We start from the raw sequence: 12,797 nt of genomic DNA, 5'->3' as shown, positions 1-12,797 counted from the left end.
TTTTCTATCAATCGACCTAAATTGCAAGACGAACGTACGGGGAAATTTTTTAAAAGCAGGTCAGAGGGCGAAAATTTTTTCCCGCTTCTGCTTCCATATACTCATGAACATGCGCATACTTGTTGCCCCCGACTCATTTAAAGGCACCGCCACTGCCGCCGAAGCCGCCGCCGCCATTGCTTTGGGCGCGCGCCGCGCCCTCGGCTCTTCCCCGCACGCCGCTACGGCACAGGTGACCACTCTCCCCATGGCCGATGGTGGCGAGGGCACCGCGGAGGTACTCGCCAGCGCCGCCGTACACCGCAACGGCACGGCGGGCCAGACCATTACGCTGCCCACCACCGATGCCATCGGGCGGCTGACTGAGGCCAGCTACCAGCTCGTTGGTGACACGGCCTTCATCGACGTCGCGGCGGCCACCGGCCTGCCCGCTGTCTCCGACGCCCTCGATCCGCTCCACGCGGATTCCTATGGCACGGGAGTGCTGCTTGCCGACGCCGAATCGCGCGGCGCCAAGCACATCGTCTTGGGGCTTGGCGGCAGCGCCAGCATCGACGGCGGGCTCGGCATCCTCGCCGCGCTCGGCGCCGCCGCCCACGATTCCCGCGGCTACGCCCTGCCCAAAGGCGGCGCCCCGCTGGTCAACCTCGATCACATCGACACCGCACAGCTCAACATGAAGGCGGCGATGATGGACTACACCTTGGTTACGGACACCCGCGCCGTGCCCATCCAGGCCGCGACGATGTACGGCCCTCAAAAGGGCGCCGAGGGCGAACAGGTGGCGCTGCTCGCCGGCGCGATGCTGAAGCTATGCGAGGTCACGGATACCGACCCGCAAGCAGAGTTCTTGGGTGCCGCCGGCGGCATCCCCATCGCCTTAAGCTGGCTCTCACGCACACTGTGGGGCACGGCGGAGCACTGCCGCATCGTTCCCGGCGGGCGCTATGTGGCCGAGGCGCTCGACCTACCCGCGCGCATCGCCGAGGCGGATCTCGTCCTCACTGGCGAGGGGCGCTTCGACGAGCAATCGCTCACCGGAAAAGTCGTGGGCACGCTGGCGGAGATGACCGGGCCGCCGACGCTGGGCATCATCGCTGGCTCCGCTACGGCACCGGCGCCGCAAGGCGCACTCCTAGAGGAGCTCGGCGGGGAGGGACGCGGGGACGTCGCCCAGCGCTTGAGCGCCGCAGCCGAACGCCTCGTCCGCAGCTTTCTACAGAGCTAGCTCTCTTCGGGGCTAAACCTTCTCTGCAGGACTAAGGGGTTACTTGCACCGCCCACGGGAAGATGGCCGGGCGCTCGTGGGCGAGCTCATCCTCCAGCAACACGTGATCCTTCGGCAAGACCGAATGCGGAGTTAACAGGCGCGCGAGGACCATGGTCAGCTGGTTAACAGACCCCTTGACGCCATCGACGTCGATGGCGTAGCGGTAAACATTTGCGTCTTCGAGGTCACGCTCTTCGTGCTCCTCCCGGTAGGTTTGGCGCAGCTGCTCTTCCAACCCCTCCGGGAGTGCGGGCTCGTGCACACGAGTAACCTCAGCAGAGGCCAGCGAGTTGCTGTCCACCAGCTTGTGGGTGGCAGTACTAAAGATTTCGGCCACACGCTCGGCTTGGGCATCCGGCACCAGAACATCAAAGTGAATCAATGGCATGTAGGTAACCCTACCCAAACTTGGAGGACAGTAACTATGGCAGATCCCACACTTTCTCGTCTGACCGAGCTCTTAGTGAACGATTCCGTCGATCTCAGCTGGCAACGGGCCTTCTATGAGGATCTGCATGCCCATCCTGAGCTCTCCCATGAAGAGGAACGCACCGCCGGGCGGATTCTGGAACAACTAGAAAACTACGATTGTGAACTCGTCACCGGCATCGGCGGACACGGTATCGTCGCTATCTTCCGCAATGGGGATGGCCCCACCGCGCTGATGCGGGCCGATTTCGATGCCCTCCCTGTAGCCGAGGAAACCGGCGTCCCCTTCGCCTCCACCAACGGCGCGATGCATGCCTGCGGGCACGATGTGCACGCCACCGCGTTGCTCGGCGCGTGCGCGATTCTCGACACCCACCACAACGCCTGGCGCGGCACCTTCCTAGCACTGTTCCAGCCCGCCGAAGAATCGTCCATGGGAGCTAAGTTCATGATCGCCGACGGGCTCACCGAGCGCGTTCCCGCACCGGATGTGTGCTTCGGCCAGCACGTCATGCCGGGCCCCGCTGGGCAAATCCAATCCACCGCCGGCCCCATCCTGGCCGGCTGCGACTCCCTTCGCATTCGCATCACGGGGCGCTCGGCGCACGCCTCCATGCCGCACGAGGCCATCGACCCCTCCTATGTGGCCGCCATGGTGGTCACGCGTCTGCAGGCCATCGTCGGCCGCGAAGTTCCTCCCCATGACTTCTTCGTCATCTCGGTGGGCGAGCTACATTCGGGTGATAAGAACAACATCATTCCAGGCGGCGCCGAGCTAGTGCTCAACACGCGTTATTACAAACCGGAATTGGCCGAGCGCGTCTACGCCTCCCTCGAGCGCATGGTGCGCGCCGAATGCGAGGCGTCCGGGTGCCCGGTAGCACCGACCTTCGAATACTTCGCTCACGGCGAGGTCACCGATAACGACGCTGCCACCCACCAGGCTGTTCGCGCCTCCTTCGATGAGGTCTTCGGCGAGCTCTCCGTCACCGCCGCGCCCTCCACCGTCTCCGAGGACTTTTGCTATCTCCCGCAGGCCTGGGGCGTGCCTTATTACTTCTGGTTCATCGGCTCCACACCGGAAAACCTCCTCGACAACCCGCCCGTTAACCACCAGGCTACCTTCCTACCGGACTATGAGCCCACGATGCGCTCGGCCACTCGCGCCGGGGCCGCCGCCGTTCTGTCTTTCCTTGGACGCTAAGCCTCTGTGCCCAACGCCACTCGGCATCACGGTCTGCGTGAAACGTTGGTCAGTGTCCTGGTCTGCAGGCGCATACAGAACTGGTTAAGCTTGGGAGTTGGTATTTTTCCGCATTTATATGCCTCAAGTGAAGGGATTCTCATGAGCCAACCCCAGCACTCCGATTTCCAATCCGCAGTTCCTGGACACGTTCGCGCCGCAGCCGGCGTCTCCCCCTCTCGTGCGACCGACCGCAAGTTTTGGTCCGGTCTGTCCTCCTCGGTGATGGAGCAGATTGCAGACAATTGGGAGGCCACCCGCAGCGCCTACGCCGCCACTCGTCAGCAGCACTACTTCTCCGCTGAGTTCCTGCAGGGTCGTGCCCTGCTCAACAACCTCACCAACGTCGGGCTCGTCGATGAGGCCCGCGCCGCTACTAAGGCTGCGGGCCACGAGTTGGCTGATGTCCTCGAAGCCGAGCACGATGCCGCACTCGGCAACGGCGGCTTGGGCCGCCTCGCCGCCTGCTTCCTCGACTCCGCCGTCACCCAGGACTACCCGGTGACCGGCTATGGCCTCTTGTACCGTTACGGCTTGTTCCGCCAGTCCTTCGACAACGGTTTCCAGCGCGAGGAGCCGGATGCATGGATGGAAAACGGCTACGACTTCATCATTCGCCGCGCTTCCGAGCAGCGCTTGGTCCACTTCGACGACATGGACGTGCGCGCCATCCCCTATGACATGCCGATTACCGGCTATGGCACCGATAACGTGGGCACCCTGCGCCTGTGGAAGTCCGAACCCATCGATGAATTCGATTACGATGCTTTCAACTCGCAGCGCTTCACCGAGGCCATCGTCGAGCGCGAGCGTGTCATGGATATCTGCCGCGTGCTCTACCCCAACGACACCACCTACGAGGGCAAGGTACTGCGCGTTCGCCAGCAGTACTTCTTCGTCTCGGCCTCGCTGCAGCAGATGATCGATAACTACATCGAGCACCACGGTGAGGACCTCACCGGCTTCGCTGAGTACAACTGCATCCAGCTCAATGACACCCACCCGGTGCTGGCCATCCCGGAATTGCTCCGCCTGCTTCTCGACGAACACGGGATGGGCTGGGATGACGCATGGAAGGTCGTCACCGAGACCTTCGCCTACACCAACCACACTGTGCTGGCTGAGGCCCTAGAGAGCTGGGAAGTGTCCATTTTCCAGAAGCTGTTCTGGCGCATCTGGGAACTGGTGGAAGAGATCGACCGCCGCTTCCGCGAGGACATGGCCCAACGCGGCTTGGATCAGGGCCGCATCGACTACATGGCCCCGGTATCCGACGGCCACGTGCACATGGCGTGGATCGCCTGCTATGCCGCGTACTCCATCAACGGCGTCGCTGCCCTGCACACCGAAATCATCAAGGCTGACACGCTCTCCGAGTGGCACGAGCTGTGGCCGGAGAAGTTCAACAACAAGACCAACGGTGTGACCCCGCGTCGCTGGCTGCGCATGTGCAACCCGCGCCTGTCCGACCTGCTCACAGAACAAGCTGGCTCCGATGCCTGGGTCACCGATCTGACTGAGCTGGCGAAGCTGGCTCCTTTGGCAGAGGATGAGAAGGTACTGCGCCAACTCATCAATATCAAGCGCGCCAACAAGCAGGATTTCGCCGCCTGGATTGACGCGCACCAGGGCGCAACCGTGGACCCGGATTCCATCTTCGACGTCCAGATTAAGCGCCTGCACGAGTACAAGCGCCAGCTGATGAACGCACTCTACATCCTGGACCTGTACTTCCGCATCAAGGTCGACGGCGAGACCGTCCCGAAGCGCACCTTCATCTTCGGCGCGAAGGCCGCCCCGGGCTATGTCCGCGCCAAGGCCATCATCAAGCTCATCAACGCCATCGGTGACGTGGTCAACAACGACCCAGCCACCAAGGACGTGCTCAACGTGGTCTTCGTTGAGAACTACAACGTCTCCCCCGCCGAGCACATCATCCCGGCCGCTGACGTCTCCGAGCAGATTTCCGTCGCTGGCAAGGAAGCCTCCGGCACCTCCAACATGAAGTTCATGATGAACGGTGCCCTGACCTTGGGCACCATGGACGGCGCCAACGTGGAGATCGTCGAGGCAGTGGGCGAAGAAAACGCCTACATCTTCGGTGCCCGCAACGAGGAGATCCCGCAGCTGCGCGCCGAGTACAACCCGGGTGAGCTCTACAACACGGTTCCGGGCTTGGCACGCGTCCTCGACGCCTTCACCGATGGCACGCTGGGCTCTGAAAATGCGGGCATGTTTGGAGATCTTCGCTCCTCGTTGCTCGATGGATTTGGCGAGCACGCCCAGGACACCTACTACGTTCTTGGGGACTTTGCCGACTACCGCGAGACCCGCGACCGCATGGCAGCCGACTATGACGCTGATGAGCTGGCATGGGCCAAGAAGGCATGGCTTAATATCTGCTACTCCGGCCGCTTCTCCTCCGACCGCACAATCGCCGACTACGCCAACGAGGTGTGGAAGCTGGCCCCGACTCCCATCGCCAACGTCTAGGTAGACGGGGTTAATAGGCGCGCTAGTGCCTATTAACCCTTAGATGGGTAGTCCTTCAAGGCTCCTTCAAGGCAAAAGCGCCGCCCCACTCAATTACCCCCTTCCGCCATTGCGGGAAAGAGGCCGAGTGAGGCGGCGTTGCCTTACTGCGCGAGAGCCCTACTTATCGCGCAGCGTCTGACCCAGCTCGTGGACCTGAATCATGTTGGTGTTACCGGAGATTCCAGGAGGCGTACCGGCGATGACGACGATCATGTCGCCTTCCTTGTACTTATCCATCCCCAGCAGCGCCTCATCGATGGCTTCCATCATGTTATCGGTGGACTCCACCGATTCACTCAGGAAGGTCTCGGCGCCCCAGGTCAAGGCCAGCTGCGAGCGCACGGCCGGGTGCGGGGTAAAGGCAAGCAGCGGCAGCGGCGAGTGCAAACGAGCCACGCGCTTTGCGGTATCACCGGAGGTGGTGAACGCTACGATTGCCTTCGCGTTAAGGCGCTCAGCGATATCGCGTGCGGAGTAGGACACGACACCGCGCTTGGTGCGCGGAACGTGCGTCAGCGGAGGAACGCGGCCACCCTGCTCGGCATTCGCGACGATCTTGGACATGGTGCGCACGACATTCTGCGGGTCGATGCCCACGGACGTCTCGCCGGAGAGCATGACTGCATCGGCACCGTCGAGCACCGCGTTGGCAACGTCGGACGCCTCCGCACGGGTCGGCCGCAGATTGGAAATCATGGAATCGAGCATCTGCGTTGCCACGATTACCGGCTTGGCGTTCTCACGCGCAATCTGGATGGCTCGCTTTTGGAACAGCGGAACCTGCTCCAGCGGCACCTCGACGCCGAGGTCACCGCGGGCAATCATGATGGCATCGAATGCCAGCACGATGGATTCGAGGGCATCGACAGCTTCCGGCTTCTCCAGCTTGGCGATGACCGGAACGCGGCGGCCTTCCTCATCCATAATCTCGTGGACCTTGTCCACGTCGGCCGGGGAACGCACGAAGGACAGAGCAATCAAGTCCACACCAAGCTTCAAGGCGAAGCGGAGATCTGCGATGTCCTTTTCCGACAGGGCCGGGACGGAAATGTCCATGCCCGGCAGGGACACGCCCTTGTTGTTCGAGACCGGACCGCCTTCGGTGACCTCACAGACGACGTCGTTGCCGTCGACTTCCTTGCACACGACGGCGACCTTGCCATCGTCGATAAGCAGGCGGTCACCCGGCTTCGCGTCCTTCGCCAGGTTCTTGTACGTGGTGGACACGCGGTCGTGCGTGCCTTCCACGTCCTCAACAGTGATGCGGACGATCTCGCCGTCCTTCCACATCTCTTCACCGTTGATGAAGCGACCCAGACGGATCTTCGGACCCTGCAAGTCCGCCAACACACCGACGGCGTGGCCGGTCTCATCGGTGGCCTCGCGGACCCAGCGATAGTTCGCTTCATGATCCGCGTGCTCGCCGTGAGACATGTTCAGACGCGCCACGTCCATGCCCGCTTCAACGAGGCCAAGGATTCCTTCCTTGCTTGCTACCGCGGGACCCAACGTACAAACGATTTTGGTTCTTCTATCCAACATGGAATGCCTTACTCACATCGGGAGCTTCTAACGGTTCCCAAACTACCCCGGTTTACTGGTCTCGGCCACCACGAATGGCGCTCGTAGCACATTTTCAACCCTCGTCCCGAGTGCTCTCCGGAGCTGAGCAACGCCCCAAATATTCGGCAACAAACGGGAACAACCGGGCACATCTGGGCATTTCGTACTCATTATTCGGAACCTCAGGCTTCCGAATAAGAGCTCAAAAACACCGTGTGTGATCCCGGCTACTTTTTCTGTTTTCAGCGCCTAAAACAGGCAGACGCTACGAAAGCTGTACCTAATTAAAGCCTGCGGAGCCACCATTCTTCTCAACTTCCGCGGCACGAGCGGGATCCACTTCCTCCGGTGACTCCTGCCCACGTGGCAACCGGAAGTACACGATGAGCGCAACAACGAAGCAGACCACCGAAACGATGACGTTGACACGCAACCCGAAGATGTGCGTGGCCTCATCAGCGCGCATGTTTTCTACAACGAAGCGCCCCGCCGTGTATCCGGCAACGTACAGCGCGAACACTCGGCCATGGCCGAGTTTGAACGCCTTGTGCGCCCACAGCAGGAACACACACACCGCCACATTCCACAACAGTTCATAGAGGAAGGTCGGATGCACTGAGGTCACTACTTCCCCGGTCGAGCGTCCGCTGATTGGTGCGTACGCGCCGCTGTCATTTACTCGGTAGTAGATGTCCAAGGCCCACGGAACCGTGGTTTCACGGCCGTAGAGCTCCTGATTGAACCAATTACCCAAGCGCCCGATAGCTTGGGCCAAGACAAGTCCGGGCGCGACGGCGTCCGCAAATGGCCCCAATGGGATGCCTTTAACCTTGAACATGATCCACACCGCTATTGTGCCTAGCGCCACTGCGCCCCAAATGCCGAGGCCGCCGTTGGTAATCTTCAGCGCATCAACTGGATTGCACGTGGAACAGAAGTACTTTTCGTTATCCGTAATCACGTGGTAGAGGCGCCCACCAATAATTCCGGCCGGTATCACCACCAAGGCCGCATCCCACACCACATCCGGGTTTCCACCGCGGGCGGTATAGCGGCGCAGCGTCATCCACATCGCAACGAGGATGCCGACGATGATGCACATGGCATAAGCGCGAATTGGGACCGGACCTAGATGCCACACGCCTTGCGGCGGAGAGGGAATGTTGGCGAGATTGTAAATTTGCACGGGAAACAGTGTGCCTGAAAATAACGCCCACTACAACGCGTCTAGGTCCTGCGCGAAGGGCACGCCGGATGCTGGCCGGTAGCCACCAAAGAACGCGCCAAGGCCATGGGGTCTTGGGCAGCCATGATGGACTCACCAACCAAAATTGCATCAGCGCCCTGAGAAGCATAGGACAACACGTTTCGCGGGCTGTTGACCCCACCTACCGCGATGCGCGTCATGCTCTCAGGAAGACCCGGCGAAATAGTAGAAAAGGCCTCCCGATTAATAGCATCGGAGGCCAAAGACCACGCATTGATCGCCACGACAGTTCCCCCTGCCTTAATGACGCGATCTACCTCAGCGCACGTACGAACTTCGAGGATGGCGGTCATGCCGAGGGATTCCACGCGGTCTAGGAGAGACTCGAGGCGAGCCTGGTCGAGCAGCTCCACTTGCAGGGGAATCGCGTCCGCCCCATAGCACCGCGCCTCATGGATCTGATAGGGGTCGACGATGGTGTCGCGGCATAGCATCGGTATGTCAACGGCGGACCGGGCCGCCCGCATGTCTTCGAGGGAACCGTGGAAGCGGCGGCGATCCGTTTGGCACGCCATCACATGCACTCCGGCTTCCTCCAGGCTATGCGCCAGCGTTGCCACGGACTGCGGGCTCTCCAAATGCGCAATTTCACCGCCATAAGGTACGGCGCGCTTGATTTCGGTAATGATAGAGCATCCCGGACGCAGCAAAGCCTGTGCAGCATCGCGCGGGGCATCCATGTCTCGGGAACGCGCCTTTACTTCCTTGAAGGGAACGCGGGCCTCCCGCGCGGCGACATCAGCTAGTACGCCGGCCACGAGGTGATCGACGGCAATCGGGGTAGGCATGGAGCACCTCCCTTCCCCGAAGGAAACTCAATGAAAGAAACAGGATGGAGTTCGAGATCACACTTAGGCTAGCGCGCTCTTACCTCCAACCAGAAATCCGGGGTCCCCTTCTATCAGCGCAACACCCCCTGGTGGAGATGAGACGAGCCGGCGGCTCGTGCCGTCGGCTCCCCTTAGGTGGTGTGGGGATCTGTGGGGTCGATATCGGCGTCCAAAGCGTCCCACATCACGCGACCAGAATCCTGAGAGGTTTCTAGATCTTCCTGCAGGCGCTCCTGCCGTACCGCCGGAGTCTCATATTTGGCAGTACGGGGCTTATCGCCCCCCGGGTTGCTGGCCACCATGACCGCACCAAAGAGTGCGAGCGCAGCGCCGACAATGGCGAGGACAGGGCCGGCAGTCGAGGCATCCGCGGAGAGCACCGTGGCCCAATCAGAAATGGTTGTGGACTCCACGGAGGTATCATTCGTGCCTCCCTGCAGCAGTTCCTCGGCGCGCTCCGCCTCTGGGCCGGCGGTCAGCAACGCAACTGGGCGCCATCCCGCAGCCGCCGCGGCAAGTGCTGTGAGGCCAGATACGATTCGGCGGCCGGTGCGCCGTAACGCGAAGGCCGCAACACCGCCGGCGAGGACCACAACGCTCAACGCGATGAGCTCGAGGGACCACAAGGAACCCGATAGCTCCGCAACGCTGGAGCCGGCCTTATCATCCTCAACCGCAGCCTTTACCCACGTCATGCGGGAAGACAGCCACAATAGGACGGCACCGACAAACATCAACAGGGGCCCAATGCGCTTAGCCATCATTCTCCTCCCCTAAGAGATCACGTGCATCGAAACAGGTCCGGTCACCGGTATGGCATGCCCCGCCGCGCTGACGAACGGTGAGCAGGATGGTGTCACCATCGCAATCCAAGCGCGCGCCGACCACTTCTTGGGTGTTGCCGGATGTTAGGCCTTTGATCCAATACTCGCGGCGGGAACGTGAATAGTAGGTTCCGCGGCGCGTCGCCAACGTGTAGGCCAGGGCATGGTCATCCATCCACGCCAACATGAGCACCTCACCGCGCTCCGACTGCACGATGGCTGGAACAAGCCCCGCCTCGTTGCGCTTAAGTTGCTGAGCAATCTCATCACTCAGCTCATAAGCCCCGACAGCCGTTGGGTCGGTGGTGGGGTTGTCGCTGTTCCTCGTCACTGTCGCACCTCCTTGCCTGCCGCAGCTAGCGCCTGCTTGACCTCGGAGATCCCCACTTCTCCGAAGTGGAAAATGCTGGCGGCCAGCACCGCATCTGCCCCAGCGTCGACAGCCGGTGGGAAGTGTTCGGCCTTTCCCGCACCGCCGGAGGCGATGATCGGAACGGAAACTTTCTCGCGCACTGCCTCGATCAATTCGATATCGAAGCCCGCCTTGGTTCCGTCGCCGTCCATGGAGTTCAGCAAGATTTCGCCGACGCCTAATTCCTCACCGCGCTTGGCCCATTCCACGGCATCGAGGCCCGCAGAACGCGTTCCGCCATGCGTGGTGACCTCGAATCCGCTGGGGAAATCTGCAGCACGGCGCGCATCCACCGACAACACAATGCACTGCGAGCCAAACACATCCGCGAGCTCGCGCAGCAGCTCCGGGCGCGCGATGGCAGAGGAGTTGACGGAGACCTTATCGGCGCCGGCACGCAGCAGTTCGCGGACGTCGTCGACAGACCGCACTCCACCGCCAACGGTCAGCGGGATAAAGACCTGATCGGCGGTGCGGCGTACGACGTCAAGCATGGTACCGCGGCCGTCCTTCGACGCTGACACATCGAGAAAAGTCAGCTCATCAGCACCCACGCGGTCGTAATGGGCGGCCAACTCGACTGGGTCGCCGGCATCACGCAGGTTTTCAAAGTTAATGCCTTTGACCACGCGGCCATTATCAACGTCAAGGCACGGGATCACTCGCACGGCAAGAGCCATGGTGACAATCCTCCTAAAGCTCAAAGCGAAATGAAAGGCAGCTCGAATCGAACTGCCGATTGATGAAATTCAAGTCCGGTATGCGGCGCCAGCGACGAGCACTAGCGTCCTAGGCAAGCCAAGCGCCTATCAACGGCTTCCGCGGGGGTTTCGGGCGATGGCATCCAAGATCGTGGCATGCACCTGCGGGGTACCGCCCACGAATCCCTGTGAATGCGCGGTCCACTCGTTGCCCTCTGGATCACTCACGCGGCCACCGGCAGCCTTGATCATGAGAGCACCCGCCGCGTTATCCCACGGGTGCGGCGAGAAATTCACCGCGCCGTCAAACACGCCTTGAGCCACAAATGCATTATCCAGACCCACGGACCCGGTCATGCGGGGACGCAGCCCGGTCTCCCGGAGATCATTGAACAGGCCCGTCGGCAGGTGCGAGGAGCAGCCCACGTGGCCACGAGCCTCGTCGAATCCCTGGGCTTCTTCGCCACCACCGAAACCAGTGGAGGGGCCGCCGCTGGTTCGCAGCTGCATGCCCTGCGCCGCAACGACGCGGCGGTGTAGCAGGGGGAAATCCGCTACTGCAACAACCGGCTTTGCTTCGTGGATAAGCGTGACAAGAATGCCGCAGCATGGATTCCCGGCTGAGTAGTTCGCGGTTCCATCCACGGGATCCACAACCCACACCGTTTCTTCAAGGCTGCCGCCTGATTCTTCACCGAGTACCGGGATACCGGTGAGCTGGTTCAGCGTCAGTCGCAGCTGCTGTTCAATCAGCAAATCCACCTCGGTGGCAAAGTCCCCTTCGCCCTTGAAACGCGCGGGCGCTGCACCGAGGCCCCGGCGGAAGAGATCATCAACCTGGTCCACCGCTGCTTCTGCAAAGGCCACGAGTTCGCGCGGATCCGACGCGGAGGTTCCTGACATCGGGGCCATTGGCCTACCTCTCCTCGATCGGGTCAATGTATTCTTCGCCCGGCAACGGAGTAACTTCCGCAACCGCCGCGAGCGCCTCCTCCAGTGTGAAGCGCTCCTCATAGAGAGCCTTGCCGATGATGGCGGAATCAATTCCCTCATTTTCGTAGAGGGCCAATTCACGCAGATCATCAAGGGTGGAAATCCCACCGGAGGCTGTTACCTTTGCCTCCGTGGCGGCCGCAACCTCACGCAGCAGTTCGATATTGGGACCTTGCAGCGTCCCGTCCTTGGACACGTCCGTCACCACGAAGCGAGTGCAACCAACGGCGTCAAGGCGCTCGAGGACCTCCCAGAGGTCGCCACCATCGGAAACCCAGCCGTTACCGCGCGTGCGCCACTCGCCGTCCACCATCCGCACTGCGAGATCGACCGCGATGCGGTCACCATGCTCTGCCAAGACCTTGGCAATCCATTCGGGGTTCTCCAAAGCCGCGGTACCAATATTGACGCGGCGGGCTCCGGTGGCGAGTGCACGGGCCAAGGAGTCATCATCCCGGATACCTCCGGTCAACTCCACGTTAAGGTCCACGCTCGTGGTGATCTCAGCGAGCAGCTCGTGGTTGGAGCCGCGGCCAAAGGCTGCGTCCAGATCTACTGCGTGCAGCCACTGCGCGCCTTGGGCCTGCCACTTAAGGGCGGCCTCACGCGGCGAGCCATAGGGCTTTTCAGTTCCGGCCTCTCCCTGATCAAGGCGAACCGCCTGACCGTCGACGACATCAACCGCGGGCAACAGTGTAAAGCTCATGGTGGGTAGTCTACCTTTCGAGTG

Annotated in this window: 12 protein-coding genes; 3 read left to right on the top strand and 9 right to left on the bottom strand. The window is 61.5% G+C overall.

Annotated elements, in window-relative coordinates; genetic code table 11:
• The first annotated feature begins 109 nt into the window (after nt 1-109).
• Nucleotides 110-1,228, top strand: coding sequence for a glycerate kinase (locus HMPREF2912_RS03785; RefSeq protein ID WP_070683285.1), 1,119 nt, complete (start codon nt 110-112; stop codon nt 1,226-1,228).
• A gap of 31 nt (nt 1,229-1,259) precedes the next feature.
• Here the strand turns inward: HMPREF2912_RS03785 and HMPREF2912_RS03780 are convergent, their stop codons facing one another.
• The gene (locus tag HMPREF2912_RS03780; RefSeq protein ID WP_070565517.1) at nt 1,260-1,658 is read right to left on the bottom strand and encodes a hypothetical protein; all 399 of its coding nucleotides are present in this window, start codon (nt 1,656-1,658) and stop codon (nt 1,260-1,262) included.
• A gap of 36 nt (nt 1,659-1,694) precedes the next feature.
• Here HMPREF2912_RS03780 and HMPREF2912_RS03775 point away from each other — a divergent pair, with 36 nt between their 5' ends.
• Both HMPREF2912_RS03775 and HMPREF2912_RS03770 read left to right on the top strand, forming a co-directional pair.
• A complete protein-coding gene (locus tag HMPREF2912_RS03775) occupies nt 1,695-2,903 on the top strand; it encodes an amidohydrolase (protein WP_070565515.1) in 1,209 nt (402 codons plus the stop codon).
• Between the two features lie 141 nt (nt 2,904-3,044).
• Nucleotides 3,045-5,435, top strand: coding sequence for a glycogen/starch/alpha-glucan phosphorylase (locus HMPREF2912_RS03770; protein ID WP_070565513.1), 2,391 nt, complete (start codon nt 3,045-3,047; stop codon nt 5,433-5,435).
• A 159-nt stretch (nt 5,436-5,594) separates the two neighbouring features.
• Here the strand turns inward: HMPREF2912_RS03770 and pyk are convergent, their stop codons facing one another.
• From pyk to priA, 8 genes are all read right to left on the bottom strand, one after another.
• Nucleotides 5,595-7,016 carry a pyruvate kinase gene (gene pyk / locus HMPREF2912_RS03765; RefSeq protein WP_070520168.1) on the bottom strand — a complete coding sequence of 474 codons (1,422 nt, stop codon included), beginning with the start codon at nt 7,014-7,016 and terminating at the stop codon, nt 5,595-5,597.
• Nucleotides 7,017-7,320: 304 nt separating this feature from the next.
• Entirely contained in the window at nt 7,321-8,226 is a 906-nt protein-coding gene (lgt, locus tag HMPREF2912_RS03760; RefSeq protein WP_070562730.1) for a prolipoprotein diacylglyceryl transferase, read from the bottom strand.
• A 41-nt stretch (nt 8,227-8,267) separates the two neighbouring features.
• On the bottom strand, nt 8,268-9,095 hold the full coding sequence (locus HMPREF2912_RS03755; protein ID WP_070533247.1) for an indole-3-glycerol phosphate synthase TrpC: 828 nt from the start codon (nt 9,093-9,095) through the stop codon (nt 8,268-8,270).
• 173 nt (nt 9,096-9,268) lie between these two features.
• On the bottom strand, nt 9,269-9,898 hold the full coding sequence (locus HMPREF2912_RS03750; RefSeq protein WP_210396361.1) for a TIGR02234 family membrane protein: 630 nt from the start codon (nt 9,896-9,898) through the stop codon (nt 9,269-9,271).
• Nucleotides 9,891-10,235: a phosphoribosyl-AMP cyclohydrolase gene (gene hisI / locus HMPREF2912_RS03745; RefSeq protein WP_154736475.1), complete on the bottom strand. Its 345-nt coding sequence runs from the start codon at nt 10,233-10,235 to the stop codon at nt 9,891-9,893. The genes HMPREF2912_RS03750 and hisI overlap by 8 nt, the downstream gene beginning before the upstream one ends.
• Nucleotides 10,236-10,288: 53 nt before the next feature.
• On the bottom strand, nt 10,289-11,053 hold the full coding sequence (gene hisF, locus HMPREF2912_RS03740) for an imidazole glycerol phosphate synthase subunit HisF (protein ID WP_070683279.1): 765 nt from the start codon (nt 11,051-11,053) through the stop codon (nt 10,289-10,291).
• 129 nt (nt 11,054-11,182) lie between these two features.
• Nucleotides 11,183-11,986, bottom strand: a complete 804-nt coding sequence (locus tag HMPREF2912_RS03735; RefSeq protein WP_070533252.1) for an inositol monophosphatase family protein — start codon at nt 11,984-11,986, stop codon at nt 11,183-11,185.
• A 4-nt stretch (nt 11,987-11,990) separates the two neighbouring features.
• A complete protein-coding gene (priA, locus tag HMPREF2912_RS03730; protein WP_070596863.1) occupies nt 11,991-12,773 on the bottom strand; it encodes a bifunctional 1-(5-phosphoribosyl)-5-((5-phosphoribosylamino)methylideneamino)imidazole-4-carboxamide isomerase/phosphoribosylanthranilate isomerase PriA in 783 nt (260 codons plus the stop codon).
• Between the last annotated feature and the right edge of the window lie 24 nt (nt 12,774-12,797).

Origin of the sequence: Corynebacterium sp. HMSC056E09 (assembly GCF_001813425.1) — a bacterium.
Classification (GTDB): domain Bacteria; phylum Actinomycetota; class Actinomycetes; order Mycobacteriales; family Mycobacteriaceae; genus Corynebacterium; species Corynebacterium hesseae.
This window is presented reverse-complemented; position numbering and strand designations above follow the sequence as displayed.

Coding starts and splice junctions, on each gene's coding strand:
- HMPREF2912_RS03785 (WP_070683285.1), top strand. CDS start 110: ATGCGCATACTTGTTGCCCCCGACTCATTTAAAGGCACCGCCACTGCC.
- HMPREF2912_RS03780 (WP_070565517.1), bottom strand. CDS start 1,658: ATGCCATTGATTCACTTTGATGTTCTGGTGCCGGATGCCCAAGCCGAG.
- HMPREF2912_RS03775 (WP_070565515.1), top strand. CDS start 1,695: ATGGCAGATCCCACACTTTCTCGTCTGACCGAGCTCTTAGTGAACGAT.
- HMPREF2912_RS03770 (WP_070565513.1), top strand. CDS start 3,045: ATGAGCCAACCCCAGCACTCCGATTTCCAATCCGCAGTTCCTGGACAC.
- HMPREF2912_RS03755 (WP_070533247.1), bottom strand. CDS start 9,095: ATGCCTACCCCGATTGCCGTCGATCACCTCGTGGCCGGCGTACTAGCT.
- HMPREF2912_RS03750 (WP_210396361.1), bottom strand. CDS start 9,898: ATGGCTAAGCGCATTGGGCCCCTGTTGATGTTTGTCGGTGCCGTCCTA.
- hisF (WP_070683279.1), bottom strand. CDS start 11,053: ATGGCTCTTGCCGTGCGAGTGATCCCGTGCCTTGACGTTGATAATGGC.
- HMPREF2912_RS03735 (WP_070533252.1), bottom strand. CDS start 11,986: ATGGCCCCGATGTCAGGAACCTCCGCGTCGGATCCGCGCGAACTCGTG.
- priA (WP_070596863.1), bottom strand. CDS start 12,773: ATGAGCTTTACACTGTTGCCCGCGGTTGATGTCGTCGACGGTCAGGCG.